The 21,108-nt window shown below is 66.9% G+C and carries 21 protein-coding genes; 7 read left to right on the top strand and 14 right to left on the bottom strand.

Going from position 1 to position 21,108, the window contains the following annotated elements; genetic code table 11:
• Positions 1 to 18: 18 nt before the first annotated feature.
• The 3 genes from J5J86_RS13085 (at position 19) to J5J86_RS13075 (ending at position 3,051) form a co-directional block, all read left to right on the top strand.
• Positions 19 to 1,809: an acyl-CoA dehydrogenase C-terminal domain-containing protein gene (locus tag J5J86_RS13085; RefSeq protein ID WP_209098610.1), complete on the top strand. Its 1,791-nt coding sequence runs from the start codon at positions 19 to 21 to the stop codon at positions 1,807 to 1,809.
• 83 nt (positions 1,810 to 1,892) lie between these two features.
• Positions 1,893 to 2,207: an SCP2 sterol-binding domain-containing protein gene (locus tag J5J86_RS13080; RefSeq protein WP_209098608.1), complete on the top strand. Its 315-nt coding sequence runs from the start codon at positions 1,893 to 1,895 to the stop codon at positions 2,205 to 2,207.
• A 301-nt stretch (positions 2,208 to 2,508) separates the two neighbouring features.
• A complete protein-coding gene (locus tag J5J86_RS13075; protein ID WP_209098606.1) occupies positions 2,509 to 3,051 on the top strand; it encodes a hypothetical protein in 543 nt (180 codons plus the stop codon).
• Between the two features lie 109 nt (positions 3,052 to 3,160).
• On the opposite strand, the gene J5J86_RS13070 is transcribed toward J5J86_RS13075, so the two are convergent.
• From J5J86_RS13070 to J5J86_RS13060, 3 genes are all read right to left on the bottom strand, one after another.
• Positions 3,161 to 3,586, bottom strand: coding sequence for an organic hydroperoxide resistance protein (locus J5J86_RS13070; protein WP_209098604.1), 426 nt, complete (start codon positions 3,584 to 3,586; stop codon positions 3,161 to 3,163).
• A gap of 167 nt (positions 3,587 to 3,753) precedes the next feature.
• The gene (locus tag J5J86_RS13065) at positions 3,754 to 5,094 is read right to left on the bottom strand and encodes an ATP-binding protein (RefSeq protein ID WP_209098602.1); all 1,341 of its coding nucleotides are present in this window, start codon (positions 5,092 to 5,094) and stop codon (positions 3,754 to 3,756) included.
• Complete coding sequence (locus J5J86_RS13060; protein WP_209098600.1) at positions 5,091 to 5,813, bottom strand: response regulator; 723 nt, start codon at positions 5,811 to 5,813, stop codon at positions 5,091 to 5,093. Before J5J86_RS13060 ends, J5J86_RS13065 begins: the two co-directional genes overlap by 4 nt.
• Positions 5,814 to 6,027: 214 nt before the next feature.
• Here J5J86_RS13060 and J5J86_RS13055 point away from each other — a divergent pair, with 214 nt between their 5' ends.
• The gene (locus J5J86_RS13055) at positions 6,028 to 6,690 is read left to right on the top strand and encodes a hypothetical protein (RefSeq protein ID WP_209098598.1); all 663 of its coding nucleotides are present in this window, start codon (positions 6,028 to 6,030) and stop codon (positions 6,688 to 6,690) included.
• A 230-nt stretch (positions 6,691 to 6,920) separates the two neighbouring features.
• On the opposite strand, the gene thiL is transcribed toward J5J86_RS13055, so the two are convergent.
• The 7 genes from thiL to glyA form a co-directional block, all read right to left on the bottom strand.
• Complete coding sequence (gene thiL / locus J5J86_RS13050) at positions 6,921 to 7,913, bottom strand: thiamine-phosphate kinase (RefSeq protein ID WP_209098596.1); 993 nt, start codon at positions 7,911 to 7,913, stop codon at positions 6,921 to 6,923.
• A gap of 1 nt (position 7,914) precedes the next feature.
• Positions 7,915 to 8,397, bottom strand: a complete 483-nt coding sequence (gene nusB, locus J5J86_RS13045) for a transcription antitermination factor NusB (protein ID WP_209098594.1) — start codon at positions 8,395 to 8,397, stop codon at positions 7,915 to 7,917.
• A complete protein-coding gene (gene ribH, locus J5J86_RS13040; protein WP_209098592.1) occupies positions 8,394 to 8,885 on the bottom strand; it encodes a 6,7-dimethyl-8-ribityllumazine synthase in 492 nt (163 codons plus the stop codon). Before ribH ends, nusB begins: the two co-directional genes overlap by 4 nt.
• A 31-nt stretch (positions 8,886 to 8,916) precedes the next feature.
• Positions 8,917 to 9,528 carry a riboflavin synthase gene (locus J5J86_RS13035; RefSeq protein ID WP_209098590.1) on the bottom strand — a complete coding sequence of 204 codons (612 nt, stop codon included), beginning with the start codon at positions 9,526 to 9,528 and terminating at the stop codon, positions 8,917 to 8,919.
• 99 nt (positions 9,529 to 9,627) lie between these two features.
• Positions 9,628 to 10,716, bottom strand: coding sequence for a bifunctional diaminohydroxyphosphoribosylaminopyrimidine deaminase/5-amino-6-(5-phosphoribosylamino)uracil reductase RibD (ribD, locus tag J5J86_RS13030; RefSeq protein ID WP_209105385.1), 1,089 nt, complete (start codon positions 10,714 to 10,716; stop codon positions 9,628 to 9,630).
• Between the two features lie 65 nt (positions 10,717 to 10,781).
• Positions 10,782 to 11,258 carry a transcriptional regulator NrdR gene (gene nrdR, locus J5J86_RS13025; RefSeq protein WP_209098588.1) on the bottom strand — a complete coding sequence of 159 codons (477 nt, stop codon included), beginning with the start codon at positions 11,256 to 11,258 and terminating at the stop codon, positions 10,782 to 10,784.
• Positions 11,259 to 11,291: 33 nt separating this feature from the next.
• The gene (gene glyA / locus J5J86_RS13020; protein WP_247657580.1) at positions 11,292 to 12,602 is read right to left on the bottom strand and encodes a serine hydroxymethyltransferase; all 1,311 of its coding nucleotides are present in this window, start codon (positions 12,600 to 12,602) and stop codon (positions 11,292 to 11,294) included.
• 229 nt (positions 12,603 to 12,831) lie between these two features.
• On the opposite strand from glyA, the gene J5J86_RS13015 reads away from it, so the two are divergent.
• Positions 12,832 to 13,956, top strand: coding sequence for a hypothetical protein (locus J5J86_RS13015; protein ID WP_209098586.1), 1,125 nt, complete (start codon positions 12,832 to 12,834; stop codon positions 13,954 to 13,956).
• Between the two features lie 36 nt (positions 13,957 to 13,992).
• Here the strand turns inward: J5J86_RS13015 and J5J86_RS13010 are convergent, their stop codons facing one another.
• From J5J86_RS13010 to exbB, 3 genes are read right to left on the bottom strand one after another with little or no spacing between them, the layout of a single operon-like run.
• Positions 13,993 to 14,847 carry an energy transducer TonB gene (locus J5J86_RS13010; RefSeq protein WP_247657578.1) on the bottom strand — a complete coding sequence of 285 codons (855 nt, stop codon included), beginning with the start codon at positions 14,845 to 14,847 and terminating at the stop codon, positions 13,993 to 13,995.
• The gene (gene exbD, locus J5J86_RS13005; RefSeq protein WP_209098584.1) at positions 14,844 to 15,326 is read right to left on the bottom strand and encodes a TonB system transport protein ExbD; all 483 of its coding nucleotides are present in this window, start codon (positions 15,324 to 15,326) and stop codon (positions 14,844 to 14,846) included. The genes J5J86_RS13010 and exbD overlap by 4 nt, the downstream gene beginning before the upstream one ends.
• A gap of 15 nt (positions 15,327 to 15,341) precedes the next feature.
• Entirely contained in the window at positions 15,342 to 16,010 is a 669-nt protein-coding gene (gene exbB / locus J5J86_RS24635) for a tonB-system energizer ExbB (RefSeq protein WP_342449050.1), read from the bottom strand.
• A gap of 823 nt (positions 16,011 to 16,833) precedes the next feature.
• On the opposite strand from exbB, the gene J5J86_RS12995 reads away from it, so the two are divergent.
• Positions 16,834 to 17,235, top strand: coding sequence for a DUF2946 family protein (locus J5J86_RS12995; RefSeq protein ID WP_209098580.1), 402 nt, complete (start codon positions 16,834 to 16,836; stop codon positions 17,233 to 17,235).
• A gap of 128 nt (positions 17,236 to 17,363) precedes the next feature.
• Positions 17,364 to 19,466, top strand: coding sequence for a TonB-dependent receptor family protein (locus tag J5J86_RS12990; RefSeq protein WP_209098578.1), 2,103 nt, complete (start codon positions 17,364 to 17,366; stop codon positions 19,464 to 19,466).
• 69 nt (positions 19,467 to 19,535) lie between these two features.
• On the opposite strand, the gene metG is transcribed toward J5J86_RS12990, so the two are convergent.
• Positions 19,536 to 21,086: a methionine--tRNA ligase gene (gene metG, locus J5J86_RS12985; RefSeq protein WP_209098576.1), complete on the bottom strand. Its 1,551-nt coding sequence runs from the start codon at positions 21,084 to 21,086 to the stop codon at positions 19,536 to 19,538.
• Positions 21,087 to 21,108 lie beyond the last annotated feature (22 nt).

The following is a 21,108-nucleotide window of genomic DNA, read 5'->3' as shown; positions in this document are numbered from 1 at the left end:
AATTTCGGGAAGACGCCCATGCAGACCTATCAGCCGCCGCTCCGCGACATGCGTTTCGTGCTGCACGAGCTTCATGGCAGCGAAGCGCTCAAGGACATGAAGGGCCTCGAAGAGGTCACACCCGACCTCATCGACGCCGTGCTGGACGAGGCCGCAAAGCTCGTCACTGAGGTGCTCGCCCCCCTCAATGTGGTCGCCGACCAGAAGGGCTGCACCTATGAGAATGGCGTGGTGCGTACCCCGCCCGGCTTCAAGGAGGCCTACGAGACCTATCGCGAGGGCGGCTGGAACGGCATTGCCTGTGACCCCGAATGGGGCGGCCAGGGCCTGCCCGCCAGCGTGACTAAGCTGGTGGAGGAGATGATGTGCTCCGCCAACATCGCTTTCGGCCTTTATCCCGGCCTCACCCACGGCGCCTATGTGGCGCTCTCCCATCATGCCTCGCAGGAGCTGAAAGAGCGCTTCCTGCCCAAGATGGTGGAGGGCGTGTGGTCCGGCACCATGTGCCTCACCGAGCCCCATTGCGGCACCGATCTCGGCCTGCTGCGCACCAAGGCGGAGCCGCTCGGCGACGGCTCCTATGCCATCACCGGCTCGAAGATCTTCATCTCGGCCGGCGAACACGACATGACCGAGAACATCGTCCACCTGGTGCTGGCGCGCCTGCCGGACGCGCCCAAGGGCATCAAGGGCATCAGCCTCTTCCTGGTGCCCAAGTTCCTGCCCACGGAAGATGGTCGCCCGGGCATGCGCAATGGCGTCACCTGCACCGGCATCGAGCACAAGATGGGCATCCATGGCTCGGCCACCTGCCAGATGTCCTTCGACGAGGCCAAGGGCTGGCTGGTGGGCGAACCCCATAAGGGGATGCGCGCCATGTTCTCCATGATGAATTCCGAGCGCCTCTCGGTGGGCGCGCAGGGCCTGGGCGTCGGCGAGGCGGCCTATCAGGGCGCGGTCTCCTATGCCAAGGAGCGCCTGCAGGGCCGCGCGCTGACCGGCGCGAAATATCCCGACAAGCCCGCAGACCCCATCATCGTGCACCCCGATGTGCGGCGCACGCTGATGACCATGCGGGCCTATAATGAGGGCTGCCGCGCCCTCTCCGGCTGGGTGGCCCGCAATCTCGACCTGATGGAGCGCGCCCAGGATCCGGAAGAGCGCCAGCGGGCGGAGGACTTCACCGCCCTCATGACCCCCATCGTCAAGGCGCTGTTCACCGATCTCGGCTTCGAGAATGCCTCGCTCGGTGTCCAGGTCTATGGCGGCCACGGTTATATTCGTGACCACGGCATGGAGCAGTATCTGCGCGATGCCCGCATCGCCATGATCTATGAGGGCACCAATGGCGTGCAGGCATTGGACCTGGTGGGCCGCAAGCTCGGCGCCCATACCGGCCGCTATCTGCGCGCCTTCTTCCATCCCGTGCTCGCTTATATCGAGAGCAAGGTGGACGACGATAATCTGGGTCCGCTGGTCGGCCCCTTGAGCAAGGCATTCGGCGCGCTCCAGCTCGCCACTGCCCATATCGCTCAGAAGGGCCTGAAGGATCCGGATGAGGCGGGCGCCGCCGCCACCGAATATCTGCGCCTCTTCGGGCTGGTGGCGCTCGGCTATATGTGGGTGCGCATGGCGGAAGTCGCCTATGCCAAGAAGGACGAGCCCGACGCCGACCGGGCCTTCTATGAAGGCAAGATCATCACCGCCCGCTTCTTCATCGACCGCCTGCTGCCCCAGGTGGCCGGCCTGTGGGGTTCCATCAAGACCGGCAAGGCGTCCATGATGGACATGCCCGCCGACCTGTTCTGACGCGCCACACCGCGCGTTTTCGGCTTACACCTCGCGTCCCGCCCGCCCGGGCGGGACGCTTTTTCATGGAAGGCCCGACCCCGATGCCCGACGCCGCAACCCTCATCGAGAAGCTCGGCGAACATTCCGCCACCCTGTCCACCCTCGGCTACAAGGTCCGCTTCGACCTGACCGACCTGGAGTCCTCGATCCTCCTCGACGCCACCAATGGCGGGGCGGACCTGTCCGAGGAACGGGGCGAGGCGGACGCGGTCCTCAAGCTGACCAGTGACACCTTGGACAAGCTCATCACGGGCCGCATGGGGCCGATGCTCGCCTTCACCACGGGCCGTCTGAAGCTGGAGGGCTCGCAGGGCGTGGCGCTCAAGCTGGCTGGCCTGCTCGATGAGATGAACTGACCGACAAGAGGCGGCGTCTGCCCGCGCCGCCTCTCTCCTCAGTCACGATTTGGCCGGCTGTATAAATTAGATCCATTTTGAACTATTGCGCCAGCGGCTTACCTCAAAGGGAGGTGCCCAATATTTCCAACCTTTGCCCAGACCATGGGTACACACCATTGGAACACATAGTTCCTCCATTTCTGTCTTAAATGTAATGCGATTTGCAGAGGGCAGAACCGGAGGTGGGACTGGCATTCGGCTTGGACGGTGATATGGTGCCCGCGCGGTGACGGACAATAGTCCTGCGTTGGAGAGATCGATGAAGTCATTGATTTACGGAGCGCTTTTCGCGATGGTCGGCGCGGTCGGCCTCGCGCAAGCCCAGACCAGCAAGCCCGCGAATGTCATCGACATGCCGCCGGCCAATTGGCTGTTCGTCCAGGTGGCCGATCAGGTCACCATTGACGACAAGACCATCACCCTCAAGGGCGTCGCTCCCCAGACCCTGATGTTCTCGGACCGTCCCGAGCGCATGACGGGCGATGCGCCTACCCCCGCCTTCGTGAAGTTCTGGAACAGCGGCAAGTCCGACTTCCAGAAGGACCCGCCGAACGCCACCCTGGCGGTGACCGTCGACGGCAAGTCCGTGACCACGGTGGTTGAACTGACCGATCCGCAGTTGAACGGCGATACGCTCACCTACAATTACCGCGTGCTCGGCGGCGACGAACTGCCCAAGACCGGCACCAATGCCAACCTGTTCATCGACTGGTGGTACGGCCCCGGCTGGGGTCCCGGCTGGCGCGGTGGCTATTGCTGGCGCGGCCCCTATGGCGGCCTGCACTGTCGTCCGGCCTGGTGATCCAGGCTTCGGCAGACCTGACATGAAGAACCCCGCCCGGCGTGGCCGCGGCGGGGTTTTTCATGTCCATCAGGCGATGGCCCGAGGGGAGCCCCGGGCCGTGCCGGGATCAGGCGACTTCCAGGCCCACATCCACATTGCCGCGGGTGGCGTTGGAATAGGGGCACACCTGATGTGCCTTCTGAACCAAGCGCTCGGCTTCCGCCTTGTCCACACCCGGCAGGTTGATCTTCAGCGAAGCCGTGATGCCAAAACCGCCTTCCGAACGGGGACCGATGCCGACCGTCGCGGTGACGGTGGCGTCGGAGGGGATGCGCACCTTCTCCTGGGAGGCGACGAACTTCAGCGCGCCGAGGAAGCAGGCGGAATAGCCAGCCGCGAACAGTTGCTCGGGATTGTTGCCCTCGCCGCCGGCGCCGCCCAGTTCCTTGGGGGTGGTCAGCTTCACATCGAGGGTCCCGTCCGCAGTGGTGGACCGACCGTCGCGGCCGCCGGTGGCAGTGGCCTGGGTGGTGTATTTCACATCGACCGACATGGCGTCTCTCCTGAGTGCGGCCTCGGCGTGAGGCCCGTTGCCGTGATGGGATTTTAATAATACGCAATTTAATCGCGCACAATATAAAATCCATCCGCTCTCTTTTTCGTGAACGCCTGCCGGCCGCTTATGTTCCCCTGTTGCCCCTCCCGCTGAGCTTTGCCAGATCACGCGGTAGGAAGCGGCTTTTCGAGGGGCAAGGTGACGTGCTGCGACAGACCGCCCTTGGCGCGATTGGTCAGCCGCAGTGTGCCGCCGTGCCGCGTGATGATCTCGTGGGCGATGGCAAGGCCGAGGCCGGCACCGGGAATCGCCGCTTGCCGCGCGGGATCGATGCGGAAAAAGGGCTCGAACGCCCGGTCTAAGAGCGCCTCGGGGATACCGGGCCCCTCGTCCTGGACGAGGAGGTGGGCGTTCTCGCCATCGCTCCACACTTTCAGGCGCGCGCCGCGGCCATGGGTGGCTGCGTTGACCACGAGATTGCGGACCGCGCGCTTCAGCGATAGCGGCCGGGCGGGGACGAGCACCGGCTCGCCCTCCTCCAGGTCGGCGCTCAGGCCGCTCTGGCGCGCCTCGTCGCACACGGCGCCCGCCAGTTCATCCAGGCCCAGCACTTCCAGCTCGGAGGTGGAGACCTCTTCCCGCACCAGGCGGATGGCACTGTCGGCGATGCGGTCCAGTTCCTCCAGGTCGGCGAACCACTTCTCCCGTTCGTCTTCGTCGGAGAGGAACTCGGCCCGCAGCCGCAGCCGGGTGAGCGGAGTGCGAAGGTCATGCGCCGCCGCAGCGACGATGCGCATGCGGCTTTCCATGGCCCCCCGAAGGCGCTCCCCCAGGGCGTTGATGGTGCGGACCGCAGCCCGCACTTCTGCGGAGCCCACTTCCTTCAGCACCGGCAATTCGCCGTTGGGGCCGATCTCGTCCACGGTCTTCTGCAACAGCACCAGGGGGCGCAGCAGGCGATTGACGACCACCAGGATCACCGCCGTGAAGCCGATGCCGGTGAGCATCAGCCAAGCCACCAGGCGCAACGGGAACGAGGGCGGCGGCAGTGTCATGCTCACATCCATGGGCACGTTCAGCCAGCGCCCATCTGCCAGCCTGAGCGCGACCACTTCCCGCGGGCCGGGTCCGTCGGGTGGCAGCGGAGGCGGGCGGCCCGCCATGTCGCCGCGTCCGGGCTCGGGATCGGGCAGGCGCACCACCTGAACCTCTGCTTGACGGCCGAGCCGCGCGAGGGCATCGGCCACCTCGGCAGTCCGCCGCCCCTCAACGGTTCCTTTGGGAGGGGTGTCCGCCACGAGGGTAGCGCGCGTCCGCTCGGCGCCATTTCCACCTTCCAACAGGGCCGCGATGAAGGCGGCCTGTGTCACTGTCGAGGCCAGATCCGGACGTGGCGGCGGGGCACCGCGATCGAGCACCAAGAATGTAATGGCGCCCGAAAGCACCACCACCACCAGAAGCACGGCGACAACGAGCGCGGCGACCTTGGTGCGGAGCGACGTCAAGCGTCACACTCGACCACTTCAACCCGCGCCGCGAACTGGTAGCCCCCATTGCGCTGGGTCTTGAGCAGGCTGAACGTGCCCTGGTCTCCGAGCTTGCGGCGCAACCGGCTCACCAGCACGTCGATGGACCGGTCGAACGGCCCGGCCTCCCGCCCTTGGGTGATGTCCAGCAATTGCTCCCGCGACAGCACGCGACCAGGCCGCTCCAGGAAGGCGACGAGAAGGTCGAACTCGGCGGCGGTGAGCACCACTTCCTGCCCCTGCTCGTCGAGCACCCGCCGGCTGCTGGGCTCCGCCATGAAGCTTGAAAAGCGATACTGGCGGTTGGAGACCGCGTGCTCGTCATGGTCAGAGAAGCGCCGCATCACCGCGCGGATGCGCGCCACCAGCTCGCGCGGATTGAAGGGCTTGCCCAGATAGTCGTCCGCTCCCACCTCTAGGCCGATGATCCGATCCACCTCCTCCTTCAGCGCGGTGAGAAGGATGATCGGCACGCGGGAGCGCCCGCGCAACGCGCGACACAGGTCAAGCCCCGAGGCGTCGGGCAGCATCAGGTCCAGCACCACGAGGTCGATCCGGTTGGTGGCGAGGGCCTCTTCCATCTCTCGCCCGCTGGCGGCAGAGGAGACGCGAAATCCCTGGCTGGTGAGGTAGCGACCCAGCAGCTTGCGAATTTCATGGTCGTCATCGACCACCAGAACGTGCGTTGTTGCTTCCACGGCGACCTTTGCCTCGATGTGTTGCTGAAGGCGCTTGTAACCGAGCTTACTGGTGCGGCCGTGTCGGCATTTGCAAGCGCGTGTTTCCACCGGCGGCCCGGCAACATTCAGACACCATTCTCCACCCGAGGGACACCTCCCGGCAATGGCGGGACGAAGTCGGGCAATGTGCGAGGACTAGCTTGATCCCATTCAAGGTCATGGGACAACAGTCATGAGCCGGACAATCAGGCCAAAGCGCGGCACCATCCTTAAGGTCGTCACAGCCCTTGCCGGGGTAGCCGTAGCTGGATGGGCCATCGCCGACACCGCCGGCGTCGGATCCCTTCGCCCCTCCGAGCTTGCGTCAGGCATTGTGCTCGCCGCTGCGCCTGGAACCGATGCTCCATCCTTGTCCCCCGCGCCGCCTCGGCCAGAGCGTCCGGCCGCCCGCAATGCCGGACCGGGCGGGCCGGGCGATGTCCAGCCCCCCCGCCCCGTCGGCCCGCCGCCCCTGCCCGGCCCCGCACGGCTCGCCCAGCTTCTCGCCGCGGCCGAAACCTATGTCGGCGTCAAGGCAGACCAGATCGATGCCTGGCGGACCTTCACCGATGCGGCCATCGCCCTGGTCCCCCAGCCCCCCGCCGGCGCACCGGCGCGCACCGATGAGCCCTTCGCCCGCGCCAGCGAGATGGCAGGTCGCCTGGCCTCCGAAGGAAAGAAGGCGGAACAGCTCCTCGCCGCCATCCAGCAATTGAAGACGAAGCTCACGCCGGCCCAGCTACAGCGGGTGGCGCAGTTCGAGGCCATGCTGCCACCTCCTCCCCCGCCGCCCGGTGCCATGCGGGAGCCGGGGCGCCCGTCCCATGTGCCGGTCCCGCCACCCATGCCGAACTGAATGCGAACGGGAGAGCACGCCCCCACACCTGTGCTCTCCCCCAGCGGGCATGCCTCGGCATGCCCGCTGCCCCCTTGGCGTCGCCGCGCTTTGGCAGCGCCGCAGGAAAGGAAGGATGCGCCCCCACACCTGCATCCTTCCCCGGACGGGCGTGGCTTCGGCCACGCCCGTCTTCCGTTTTGGGGACAGATCATCCTCTGACAGGTCGCCGCGCTGTCAGGGCCGGACGTTCAGATGTGGCTATAGTTCAGCCGGGCGAGGCGCACGGGCATGCCCTCGCCATCCAGGATCTCGAATCCCGCGCTCTCGAAAGTCTCGCCCACGATCCGGGCCGCGATGCCAGCAGCCCCCAACTCGGAGATGAACCCCTCGGCGCGGCGGAACGGAACGCAGGCTGCGATCTCGTAATCATCGCCGCCCGCCAGGATCGCCTCCCAGAGCGCGGGCTCCGCCGCAAGCACGGTACGCGCGGCGTCAGAGAGCGGAACGGCGTCCCGCCGCAGGAGCCCCCCGCAGCCAGACACACGCAGCATCTTCGCCACATCCCCGGCAAGGCCGTCCGATAGGTCCATGGCCGCGCTTGCCCGGTTGCGCAGGATGCCCGCCGCAGCAAGGCGCGGCTGGGGATGGAGATAGCGATCGCGCAGGAAGGCCCGCTGCACGGGGGTGAGGGCGGCAAAGCCCGGCCGGTCCGGCGTCAGGCGCAGCGCCAGCCCGAGGGCCGAATCACCGATGGTGCCGGTGACGATGATGGCTTCATTCGGCCGCGCGCCGGTGCGCGGCACAAAGCGTCCGGTGGGAACGCTCCCAATGGCGGTCAGTGACAGGGTCACGGGACCGGGCGTGTGCACGGTGTCGCCGCCCAGCAACGGGCAGCCATAAAGATCGCAATCCGCGCCAAGGCCGATGGCGAAATCCTCCAGCCATTCCGGGGCCGTGTTGCGGGCAACCGCGAGGGCGATGAGGGCTCCGACGGGCTGCGCGCCCTTGGCCGCAAGGTCCGACACGTTCACCCGCAACAGCTTGCGCGCGATGGAGGCGGGGGGATCATCAGGGAAGAAATGGACGCCGGCCACCAGCGCGTCCTTGGTCAGAACCAACTCGCTGTCCGGTGGCGGACGCAGCAGGGCCGCGTCATCCAAAAGCCCGCGTGCGGCGGGGTGGCGCGCGATCGGCCGGAAGAGGCGCGCGATGAAGGCGTCCTCTCCCGACCCGTCGCTCATGTCAGGCGGCTCCTGGCCGGGAGAATTCGGCGGCGCGGAGCTCCCGCGCCAGCGTGTCGAGCACCGCATTGACCATGCCGGTCTCGTCCCGCTCCAGGAAGGCGCCGGCCACGTTCACATATTCGGCCACCACCACGCGGGCGGGAATGTCCGGCCGGCCGATCAGCTCGTAAGCGCCGGCGCGCAGTGTCGCGCGCAGCACCGTCTCCACCCGGCGCAGCGGCCAGCCGGCGGCGAGCGCCTGGTCAATCATGGGATCGATGCGCAATTGCTCGCGCAGGACGCCCTGCACCACGTCGCGGAAGAGGTTGGTGTCGGCGTCGGGATATTCCACGCCCTCCACCTCGCGACCGAGCCAATAGCTCTGGAACTGGGCCAGGATATCCTGAACCGGCGTTCCGGCCACGTCCATCTGGTAGAGCGCCTGCACCGCCCCGAGGCGCGCCGCGCTCTTCTTCAGGGGTTTGCCATTGCCTTCGCTCATGCCGACACCTGCCGCTTGAGGCGGATCAGCGACAAGGCCGCCTCCGCCGCGCCGCCACCCTTGTTGCCCTCGGCCACCCGCGCCCGCTCCCAGGCCTGCGCCTCGGTCTCGACCGTCAGGATGCCGTTGCCCGTGGGCAGGCCATGGGCCAGCGCCAGGTCCATCAGGGCGCGGGAGGATTCGCCCGCCACGATCTCGAAATGATAGGTCTCGCCGCGAATGACGCAACCGAGCGCCACCAGCCCCTCATAGGGGTCGCCCTGAAGCTCGGCGCCTTCCATGGCGATCTCTGCGGCGATGGGGATTTCCAGCGCGCCCGGCACCGTCACCACGTCCACCCGCGCACCCGCCGCCTCCAGCGCGCCCTTGGCGCCGCTGAGCAGTTCGTCCGCCAGTTCCTCGTAGAAGCGGCCTTCCACGATCAGAACACGGGCGCCGGTGACCGGCTCGTTCGTGTCGCTCGCGCCCGCGCTGCGCGTGCCTGCCATGATGTCTCTCCTCGATCCGCGCTGACGGGTACTAGCCTCGGGGGAACTCCGCAAGCCGCGCCGCATAGCGCGCCATCAGGTCCACTTCCAGATTCACCAGATCACCGGCCTTCGCCGTCCCCCAACTGGTCACAGCCAGCGTATGGGGGATGAGCAGGCAGGTGAAGCGATTGCCCGCCACCGTATTGACGGTGAGCGAGGTGCCATCAAGGCACACCGAGCCCTTGGCGGCGATGAACCGCGCCAGATGATCGGGCGCCTCGAAGGTGAACCGGCTGGTCTCGGCGAAGTCCTCCCGCTCCACCAGCGGGATCGCCGCATCCACATGGCCGGTCACGAGGTGCCCGCCCAGCTCCGCCCCCATGGCCAGCGCTCGCTCCAGATTGACCCGCTGCCCCTCCCCCCACTTGGCCACCGTCGTGATGGCTAGCGTCTCGGGGGCGGCATCGAAGGTGAAGAGGGAACCGAGCGGCCCGCCGGGGGTAGCGGAGGTCACGGTCAGGCAGACGCCCGAGCAGCAGATGGAGGCGCCGATCTCGACCCCTTCCGCTGGGTAATGGGAGGCGATGGTGAGGGTGCGCACCTCGTTATGGGCGCGCACCTCGGTCAGAAGGCCGAGGTCGGAAACAATGCCGGTGAACATGGCGCACTTCCGCTCTGAGAAGAAGAAATTCGCCGGTCTTTTCGACCATTTCAGCCGGTATGTCGATGCGCCTCAGCGCGCATCTGCCGTGCGCGGCATTCAGCGTCGCACCAGCCGGACCATGCGGTCCACACCGAAGCTTGCCTCCTCCACCCGCACGAAGCCGACCGGCTCCAGCAGCCGGCCGAGCGGCTGGCCGGGCAGGGCGTCGAGGGCGAAATCCCCAAGCGGAACAGGGGATTGGAACACGGCCACCTCGTCCACCAGGCCCGCTTCCAAGAGGCCCGCCGCCAGATGCGGCCCGCCCTCCACCATCACCCGGGTGACCCCGACAAGACCGAGCAGGTGCATGACGGCCGAAAGATCCAGCCGCCCGCGCCTCCCCCTCGGCACCCGATAGACTTCAACCCCTTGGTCTACAAGAGCTTTCTCCTTGTCGGCGGGCGCATCCTCCGCACAGACCACCCAGAGCGGAACCTGCTCGGCCGTACCGACCAGGCGGGACGACAAGGGCAGCCGCAAGTCCCCGTCCAGCACCACCCGAACCGGCGAGCGGCCTTCCAGGCCAGGCAGACGGCAGGTCAGGAGGGGATCGTCCGCCAGGGCCGTGCCGATCCCGACCAGAATGACATCGGTCTGCGCACGCAGGCCATGAACCTTCTCGCCCGCCTGGGGACCTGTGATCCCGACGGGCTTCGGTCCGGGCAGTCCGACCTTCCCATCGGCGGAAACCGCCATCTTTAGAAGGACATGCGGGCGTCCGCGGGTGACGCGGCTGATGTGCCCGGCATGGTCGAGAAAGGCCTGTTCGGCACCGACACCCACCGTCACCCAGATGCCCGCCGCCCGCAGACGGGCAACGCCGCGCCCTTTCACCCGCCGGTCGGGATCCTCAATGGCGGTGACCACCCTGCGGATTCCGACGGCGACTACGGCGTCGGCGCAGGGCGGGGTGCGGCCGTAATGGGAGCAGGGTTCGAGGGTGACATAGAGCGTCGCGCCGCGCGCGCCCTCCCCGGCCTGGGCCAAGGCGAGAGGCTCGGCATGCGGCCGGCCCGCCGGAGCGGTTCCCGCTTCTCCAATAATTTCAGGGCCTTGGGATGTATGACGAACCACAACCGCGCCCACTGACGGGTTTGGCCAGGTCCGCCCGAGACCGGCCTGCCCCACCGCCAGGGCGCGCGCCATGAGACGCTCGTCGACCTCCGGAGTAGTGACAGGGTAGGGGTCGGAGACCTTGAGCCCGCCGTCGCTCACTCGACGCTCCGGGGCGGCTCGCCCTGGTGGCCGAGCTCTCCGAGAAGGCTCTCGAAGTCCTTGGCTTCCCTGAAGTTTCTATAGACGGACGCGAACCGCACATAGGCCACGTCGTCGATCTGCTTCAGGCCTTCCATGACCATCTCGCCGATGATCTCGGACGTGATCTCGGTTTCTCCGAGGCTTTCCAGCTGGCGAACAAGGCCGGAAAGCATGCGTTCCACGCGTTCCGTTTCCACCGGCCGCTTGCGCAGGGCGATCTCCACCGAGCGGGCCAGCTTGTCCCGGTCGAACGGCACCCGCCGGCCGGACCGCTTCACCACCATCAGCTCGCGCAGCTGCACCCGCTCGAAGGTGGTGAACCGCCCGCCGCAATCAGGGCAGACCCGACGGCGGCGGATGGCGGTGTTGTCCTCGGTGGGACGGCTGTCCTTCACCTGGGTGTCCAGGCTGCCGCAATAGGGACACCGCATGGTACCTCTCCCGCTCCGGTGTCCCGACCGCGCTCAGTAAATGGGGAAGCGGTCGAGCAGGGCGCCGACCTTCTCGCGCACGGCGGCTTCCACCAGGCTGTCCTCATCGACGCCCTTCTGGGACAGGACTTCCAGCACCTCGGCGATCATGTCGCCCACCTGCTGGAATTCCTTCACGCCAAAGCCGCGCGTGGTGCAGGCCGGGGTGCCGAGGCGCACGCCGGAGGTCACGAAGGGCTTCTCGGGATCGAACGGAATGCCGTTCTTGTTGGTGGTGATGTGGGCCCGGCCGAGCGCGGTCTCCGACACCTTGCCGGTGAGGCGCTTGGGGCGCAGGTCCACCAGCATGACGTGGGTGTCGGTGCCGCCGGAGACGATGGCGAAGCCGTGCCCGCGCAGGGTTTCCGCAAGCGCCTTCGCGTTCTCGACCACGTTCTTCGCGTAAAGCTTGAACTCCGGACGCAGCGCCTCGCCGAAGGCCACCGCCTTGGCGGCGATCACATGCATCAGCGGGCCGCCCTGGATGCCGGGGAAAATGGCCGAGTTGAACTTCTTGGCCAGTTCCTCGTCATTGGTCAGGATCATGCCGCCGCGCGGGCCGCGCAGGGTCTTGTGGGTGGTGGTGGTCACCACATGGGCATGGGGGAAGGGGCTGGGGTGCGCGCCGCCCGCCACCAAGCCGGCGAAATGCGCCATGTCCACCATGAGCTTGGCGCCCACGCTGTCGGCGATCTCGCGCATTTTGGCGAAATCGATGACGCGCGGATAGGCCGAGCCGCCGGCCACAATCAGCTTGGGCTTGTGCTGGTCGGCGAGGCGGGCCACCTCTTCATAGTCGATGCGGTGGTCATCGGGGCGCACGCCATAGGGCACCACGTTGAACCAGCGGCCGGACATGTTCACCGGCGAGCCGTGGGTCAGGTGACCGCCGGCGGCCAGGTTCAGGCCGAGATAGGTGTCGCCAGGCTGGAGCAGCGCGAAGAACACGCCCTGATTGGCCTGGCTGCCCGAATTGGGCTGCACGTTGGCGAAGCCGCAATTGAACAGCTTCTTGGCCCGCTCGATGGCGAGGTTCTCGGCCACGTCCACGAACTGGCAGCCGCCATAATAGCGCTTGCCCGGATAGCCTTCGGCATACTTGTTCGTGAGCACCGAGCCCTGGGCCTCGAGCACGGCACGCGACACGATATTCTCGGACGCGATCAGCTCGATCTCATTCCGCTGGCGACCGAGTTCAGCCGTGATGGCGGCGGTGATATCCGGGTCGCTCTCCGCCAGGGTGGCAGAGAAGAAGCGGTTGTTTTCCTCCGTGACAGAGGAATGGTTCGCGTCGAGCGAGGCCATTGGCGGTCTCCGAGGTTCCGGCGCGGTTCTTGACCGATGTCCGCGATTTCCGGGCAGGCGGCTCGCTTATCACAGGGCGGGCGCCAAGTCCAAAGCTGTGCCGCGCCCAAACCGCACGCCCCCTCACACGTTACCGCATGCAGCCGGCCCCTGAAGGCGGCTTCCCAGCGCGCGGAAATCTTGGCAAGCCGTCAGCGGACATGTGGGCTTGGGACGAGGGAGAAGCGGGGTGCGCGCAATCAGGCTGCTGGAGCGCTTCATTTTCGGCACGCCCCTTTGGGTGTTTCTCGGGGGGCTCTGCGCCATCGCCCTGGTGCGGACCGGGACCTGGTACATCCCCAACATTACCTATTCGCAGATCCTGGCGCAGAATCCCTTCACCAATCCGTTTGAAGAGGCCAAGGCGCACTACATCGTCTGGAGTTGGCTCGACTCCTTCCTGGCCTGGGTCTTCGGCGCCACAAGCCCCCTCGCCTTCTATCTGCTCCACCTCGGCTTCTCGCTGGCTTTCATCGCCCTTATGATCACGTTGTGCCTGCGGGAGCTGCCGCGGGACGAGGCGCGCATCGCCCTCCTCGCCTTCTTTGCCCTGCCGGCCTCCACCACGGCCCTGTTCTGGGTGAGCTATGATTCGCTCACCCTTCTCCTGATGGCGCTCGCCCTGGCGACGCGGCGCTGGCGGTTTGCCCCGGTGATCTGCGGCTTCGGCCTCGGCCTGCAGAATTTCGAGCAGGGTGCCCTGTCCATGGTGGTGCTGTTTGCAGCTCTTGCGCTGCGCGCCCACACCTGGACGCCCCTGCCGGCTGGCCCCCTGTTCGCCCTGCGCGTGCTCTCGGGAACAGTGGTGGGAAAGATCGCGCTCTACCTCGTCTTCTTCCTCGCCGGGATGAAGGTGAATTCGGGGCGGTTCTATTATCTTCAGTCGGACATTGCGCTGTTCCTCGCCGCCGCGGCCCTGCATGCCCATGTGGTGGTGTGGTCAACCCTGGGAACGGGATGGCTGATCGCCGTGCGCTATGCCGACCTGGGGCGCCGCGCCCTGCCCTTTTTCCTCGCCCTGGCGGGCGCGGTGATGGTGAGCGCCATCAGCGACGACCAGACCCGGGTGGTGGCCATCGTCGCCTTTCCGCTGGAGGCCGTTCACTGGGTGCTGGATCGCGGCTTCCTGTCCGGCGTGACCAAGCCGCAGGCCGCACTGCTCCTGCTGGTCTTCCTTCTGGTGCCGTGGACCTGGACCTGGGGCGGCAAGCCCATGTGGTCGGTCTTTCCGTATGATGTGGCCTATGTGTTGAACGCCCTCACCGGCTGGCCGCCGATCGCCCGCGAGCTTCTTCCCCTCTGGCCCTTCCGCTGAACGCGCCATTGATCGCGCAAGCGGAACCAGCGCCGGTCAGCGCTGGTCGAAATTCACCGGGACGGTGAAGGTGATGGTGCCGCCAGGCACCTCCGGCGGAGGAGCTGGCAGCGGGGAGGCGCGGCGGATCATGTCCAGCACCTCACCATCCAGCGTCGCCGAACCGGAGGAGGTCAGCAGCGAGGCCGCCACAACCTTGCCGGCCCGATCGATAGTGAAACGCAGCCGCGCCACGCCTTCCTCCCGCCGGGCCCGCGCCTCGGCGGGGTAGCGCTTGTGGCGGTTGATGTGGGCCATGACCATGCTGCGCCACGTGGCCGGCGCGGTGGAATTGCTGGCCGAGGCCCCGCTGGTGGGCGCAGCCATGGCATTGGCCTGCGCTGCATCGGAGCGCGGGGCGGCGCTGGTGACCGGCGCGGGGGGCTTGCGGCTCGCCTTGGGCTTGGGTTTCGGCTTGTCCACGGGCTTGGGCGGGGGCGGCGTCTCCTCCAGCTTCTTTTCAGGCTGAGGAGGCGGCAGCAATGCCTCGGCCAGGGCGGCCGGCGGCGGGGGCGGAGGCAGTTCCTCGATCGGCTCAACCACTTCCGGCTGAGGCGGGGGCTGCTCGGGCTCTTCCTCCGTTTCCGGAGCGTCTTTCACCGGATCGGGAGCCTGCGTCATCTGCGGTCCGGGCGCCACGTCCTCCACCTCCGAGGGCGGGGCCACCGGCATGGGCGCGAGTTCGATCATCAAGGCGGCGGCGGGCGGATCCGAAGGCGCGGGCGCGGGCCAATGCACGGCCATATAGACGCCGCCCGCATGGGCGGTGAGAATCACCGCGCCGGCCAGCAGCCACCGCCCGGCCAAGCGCCCCCCGCCGGGACCGCCTTCATACCAGTGGATGGCGCTCACCGGGGCGCTCCGCCAGGAGCGGGGGGCGAAGGCGTCGCAGGTGCTGCGGGCGCTGCAGCGCCGGGAACACCTTCCAGGCCCACAAGGGCGATCTTAAGGTAGCCGGAATCCCGCAGGAGGTTCATCACCTCCATTACGTCGCCATAGGGCACGGCCTTGTCCGCGCGGACGAACACACGCTGCTGGCGGTCACCCCTCGTGGCGGCATCCAGCACGCGCCCGAGCCCGTCGCGCGGCACAGGATCATTACCCAGCGACAGGCCGAGGTCCGACTGCACAGTCAGGAACAGGGGCTTGTCGGGTCGCGGCTGAGGCTGAGCGGTGGAAGCAGGGAGGTCCACCGGCACGTCCACCGTTGAAAGCGGGGCCGCCACCATGAAGATGATGAGCAGGACCAGCATCACGTCGATGAACGGCGTGACGTTGATCTCGTGATTTTCCGGCAGTTCCTCGCCGCCGAGATCGAGCTTGGCCGCCATGGGACCTGGCCTCCCTTACTCGGCCGCAGCCCGCAGATGGGACACATGCCGCGCCTGGGCGCGGTCGAGATCGCGCGAAAGGTGGCGCATGACCTCGGCAGACGTGTCAGAGAGCTCCGCCTTGTAGCCGGCAATGGCGCGGGCGAAGATGTTGTAGATCACCACGGCGGGAATGGCCGCCACGAGGCCGATCGCGGTGGCCAGCAGCGCTTCCGCAATGCCCGGCGCCACAACCGCCAGATTGGTGGTCTGCGCCTTCGAAATCCCGATGAAGCTGTTCATGATGCCCCACACCGTGCCGAACAGGCCGATGAAGGGCGCGGTGGCTCCGATCGTCGCCAGAATGCCGGTGCCGGTCATCATCCGCCGGGCGGCAGCAGCCTCGATGCGGTTGAGCGAAATGGCGACACGCTCCTTCACGCCATCCGCCGGCAAGGCGCGGGAGGCCTCAAGCTCGGCAGCCGCGGAGCGCACGAGGGTCGCGGCCGGATCGGTGCGGCCGGCCGGCAGCGCTCTCAGAACGCCGTCGAGGCTCGTGGCACCGCGCAACGCCCGCAGCAGGCCGCGCACCTTGGCCTTGCCCATGGCCAGTTCGACGGACTTCACCAGCCAGACCGTCCAGGTGGCGACGGAAGCGAGCGCGAGGCCCACCATCACGATCTGCACCACCAGGGCCGCCGCCATGAACATCCCCCAGGGGGAAAGATCATGGGGCAAAAGAGCCGGGGGATGATCGGGCGGCGTCGCCATGGACATGCCGAGCGCAGGAGCGGGCGCAGCTGTTGGGGTGCCGGTTGGGGCGACGGCGCCGGGAACAGGAGCAGCCGCGGCATCGGTGGGCGGCAGGGCCTGCACGGCCGAGGGTGGCGGCGGGGCCGCATGGAAGTGCGCAGCAGGGCCGCCAGGAGGCGCCACCGGCTGTGCTTGCGTGGCCGGGGCGGGTGCAGCAGCAGTGGGCGCAGCCTGGACCGGCATAGGCGAAGGGGCTTGTGCGGTGGCAGCAGGCACCGCCGGTGCGGGCGCACTCTGCGCCAGGGCAGTCCCGCCGGTCCCGAGCCCGAGGGTTGCCATCACGGCGAAAAGCGGGAGCCATCGGGGACATACCGAGGGCATGCCCGAGTTATCGCGTGTCGTCATCGCGTCACCGGCGTCAGAATATGGCTGATTTGGCTGGCGATCCCGCGAGGGACGAAGCTGGCTGACGGCACTTATAGCCTCACTTTCGCGTGCACGTTAAGTCTTTTTGCGTCGCACCCGTGTGGAGGCAGGGTCACAGCAGCCGCATATCTGCCGCAGTCCCCTTCCCCTGCCCGTTGGTCATGTTAATTTGCGCGTGCCGGTGGCTGGTGCGCCTCATCCCCTTTATCGTCTTGGTTCTGCGACCGGGTGGGGATGGAGCGTCGCCTTTTCCGGCCAATCACAGACCAGATACGTGGATCATCCGGCCAGGGCCGGTCTCCTCAGGGTGGGGTGGATGAAGAGCCGGGGCGCAAGCGGGCGCAGAAGGGTGAGGGCGTGGCCATGCGGCCAGCGCGCCGGCCTGTGGCGTGCCAGCCTTCCCCTGAGCTGGGGCCTTGCTTATCTGCTCCTGGCCCAGCTGATCTTCACCGGCTTCGCCGCCGGCACAGCCATGGCCGCGCAGGGTCACGACAGCGCGGGCTTCTGCACCGGCAGCACCGACGCTTCCATCCCGCAGGACCAGGCGCCGCACCACCCACCCCATTGCCTGCTCTGCCCGCAGGCGGGCCACATCCCGGTCCTTCCTACGGCCCCGACCGTCTCCGGCCCCGGTGCGTCGTTCAGCGCGACGGGCGATATAGTCTCCCGCCCAGCCGAACCCCGCCTGTGGTCGATCCGGGAAGGGGCGCGCACGCGCGCGCCGCCGCGTCCGCCCCTCCTTCCGGCCTGAAAGCCGCCCCTTCTCCAGCCGTCGTCGCCTGAGCCGGCGGGTGCTCTGCGCCCCGCAGCCCTGGGGCGCGCCGTCCCCTTCCTTCTCACGCCCCACAAGGCCGCATGCCGGGGGCGCCAGGATCCCTCATGGCTTCTCGCTTTTCCTCCCCCGGAACCGGGCCCCTACCCCGCGCCCTTCTGGCAGCGCCCTTCGCTGCCCTCGCCTTGCCCGTTTTGACCCATGCCGCCTCTGCCCAGGAGACGAGCTACGAACTGCCCGTCATCTCCATCAATGCCGGCCAGGATGGCAGCCTCACCGTCCAGTCCTATCGCCAGGCCCAGCAGGCGATCGACCTGACGCCGGGCGGCGTTGAGGTGGTGCCCGACACCCAATGGCGCGACACCCCGGCCGCCACCATCAAGGACATGCTGGACTATGTACCCGGCGTGTTCGCCCAACCCAAATGGGGCGAGGATACGCGCCTGTCGATTCGCGGCTCTGGCATCTCCCGCAATTCCCATCTGCGCGGCATCCAGCTCTACCAGAACGGCATTCCTCTCAGCAGCGCAGACGGCGGCGGTGATTTCCAGGAAATCGACCCGACCGCATTCCAATATGTGGAGGTGTTCAAGGGCGCCAATGGCTATCAGTACGGCGCCAATGCGCTGGGCGGGGCCATCAATTTCGTCTCCCCCACCGGCCGCAGCGCGCCGGGCATGGAGGTGCGCGTCGATGGCGGCGCCTTCGGCTTCGGGCGGGTGCAGTCCAATGTAGGCGGCGTGAACGGGGCCTTCGATGGCTTTATCACCGCCTCCTATCTCACCCAGGACGGTTTCCGGCAGCATTCGTCGGGCGAATCGGTGCGCGGCAGCGCGAATTTCGGCTGGCAGCCCTCCTCCACCTTCGAGACGCGCTTCTATCTCAATGCCACCGATGTGCAGCAGGACATTCCCGGCGCGGTGTCAAAGACGGTGGCCCTCAACTCGCCCCAGACGGCCAACCCCACCAATGTGGCGCTGGACTATGAGCGCAACATCCAGGCCTTCCGCGCCGCCAACAAGACCACCTTCATCCTCTCCGACACCACCAAGCTGGATGCCGGGCTCTATTACAACAACCGCTCCCTGCTTCATCCCATCTTCCAGGTGCTGGACTATGGCTATGAGGAGGTGGGCGCTTTCGCCCGCATGGTGGACGAGCGCACCATTGGCGGCTTCAACAACCGCCTGGTGATGGGCGTCAACTTCGGTACCGGAAACGTGGATGCCCAGCGCTACACCAATGTCAGCGGCAATTCGGGCCGGCTCGTCTATCTGACCACCGACGAAGCCACCACCACCACCCTTTATGCCGAGGACAATTTCTACCTGACCAAGGATTTCGCCTTGGTGGGCGCGTTCCAGTATCTCAATGCCAGCCTCAACCGCGTCGCCTATCTCGGCACGGTGTCTGGCGGCAACGACTACCAGCTGTTCCTGCCCAAGGGCGGCTTCATCTGGGAACTCCAGGCGAATGCGCAGCTCTATGGCAACGTCTCGCGCTCCGGCGAGGTGCCGACCTTCTCGGAACTGACCAATTTCGCCGTGGGGGACATCGCCAACCTGGAGGCCCAGACGGCCACCACGGTGGAAATCGGCTCGCGCGGCCAGACGCCCACCTTCAACTGGGACGTCTCGCTCTATCGCTCCTGGGTGCAGAACGAATTGCAGTGCCAGGACACGGGCATCCTGCTCGGGCTGACCTGCACGGTGGTCAACCTCTCCAACACCATCCACCAGGGCATGGAAGTGGGCGCCAACTGGCAGGTAGCGCAAGGGCTGTGGGCCAAGGGACCGCTTGCCGACAGCGTGTGGCTGAATCTTGCCTATACCTATTCAGACTTCTTCTTCGACAATGATCCGGTGTGGGGCAACAACCAGCTTCCGGGCATTCCCCGCCACTACATCCGCGCCGAGCTGCTCTACAAGCATCCGAGCGGCTTCTATGCGGGACCGAACGTGGAATGGGTGCCCACCGCCTATTTCGTGGATGATGCCAACACGCTCAACACTTCGCCCTATGCCCTGCTGAACTTCCGCGTGGGCTATGATCCGGGCTCGCGCTTCTCGGTCTATATGGACGCGCGCAACCTCCTGAACGTGAACTATATTGCCAGCGTCAACGTGACGGCGCGCGCCAGCCAGAACCAGGCCTTGTTCGAGCCGGGCAATGGGCGGGCCATCTATGTGGGCGGGCGGATGACGTTCTGATCCCCTGAACGCAACAAGGCCGGGCGCGCGCCCGGCCTTGCCAAACAGGTGCAGGATGCCAGAAGCGCCTCAGGCCTCCGGCTCCACATAGCGCGGGAACACGCCCACCGGCGCCGGCAGCGTGATGGAAGGCGGCAGGCGGCCGGTGGCGCCGAGGCGGGCGAAGATGCGCTCGTCCTCGGGCAGGGCCAAGAGGTCGAGGAGGCGGGCCGCGCTCGCCGGCATGACCGGCTGGGCGAGAATGCCGATCTGCCGGATCACTTCCGCCGTCACCCACAGCACGGTGCCAAAGCGCGCCGGGTCCGTCTTGCGCAGTGCCCACGGGGCCTGGGCGGCGAAATAGCGGTTGGCATCGGCGACCACGGCCCAGACGGCGGAAAGATAGTGGTGGATGGCCTGGCTCTCCATGGCCTCGCGCGCCTTGGCCAGCATGCCGTCGGCGGCGGCGAGGATGGCCTCGTCCTCCGGCGAGAGCGGGCCGGGCTCCGGCACGATGCCATCGAGATTCTTGGCGACCATGGACAAGGAGCGCTGGGCGAGGTTGCCCAGATCATTGGCCAGATCCGCATTCATGCGGGTGACGATGGCCTCGTGGCTATAGGAGCCATCCTGACCGAACGAGACTTCCCGCAGGAAGAAATAGCGCACGGGGTCGACGCCATAGGCGGCCACGAGGTCGAACGGATCGACCACATTGCCCACCGACTTGGACATCTTCTCCCCGCGATTGAACAGGAAACCATGCCCGAACACGCGCTTGGGCGCGGCAAGGCCGGCGGACCACAGGAAGGCCGGCCAATAGACCGCGTGGAAGCGCGTGATGTCCTTGCCGATCACATGCAGGTCAGCCGGCCAATAGGTGCGGAACAGCTCGCCCTGCGTGTCGGGATAGCCAAGCGCGGTGATGTAGTTGGTCAGCGCATCCACCCACACATACATGATGTGCTTGGGATCGCCCGGCACGGGAATGCCCCAGTCAAAGGTGGTGCGGGAGATGGACAGGTCCTGGAGCCCGCCCGCCACGAAGCTCACCACCTCGTTGCGGCGCGCTTCGGGGGCGATGAAGTCGGGATTGGCGGCGTAATGGTCCAACAGGCGCTGCTGATAGGCGGAGAGGCGGAAGAAATAGCTCTCCTCCTCCACCCATTCCACCGGCGTGCCCTGGGGGCCGAGGCGCACACCCTGGTCGTTAAGGGTGGTTTCGTCCTCGGCGTAATAGGCCTCGTCGCGCACCGAATACCAGCCGGCATAGGTGGACTTGTAGATGTCTCCATTGGCCTGCATCCGCTCCCAGATGGCCTGGGCGGAACGGTGGTGGCGAGCTTCGGTGGTGCGGATGAAGTCGTCATTGGAGAGGCCGAACGCCTCCACCATGGCCTGGAAGCGCGGAACGTTGCGCTCCAGAAGTTCCTGCGTGGTCAGGCCCGCCTTCTGGGCGGTCTGGAGCATCTTGATGCCGTGCTCGTCCGTGCCGGTGAGAAAACGCACATCATAGCCGTCCAGCCGCTTGAAGCGCGCGATGCAATCGGTGGCGATCGCCTCATAGGCATGGCCCATATGGGGCACGCCATTGGGATAGGCGATGGCGGTGGTGATATAGAATGGCGTCCTGGACGACATGGCAGACCAATCGAAGGCCTCG

It is taken from the genome of Aquabacter sp. L1I39, from assembly GCF_017742835.1.
Taxonomy (GTDB): domain Bacteria; phylum Pseudomonadota; class Alphaproteobacteria; order Rhizobiales; family Xanthobacteraceae; genus L1I39.
This window is presented reverse-complemented; position numbering and strand designations above follow the sequence as displayed.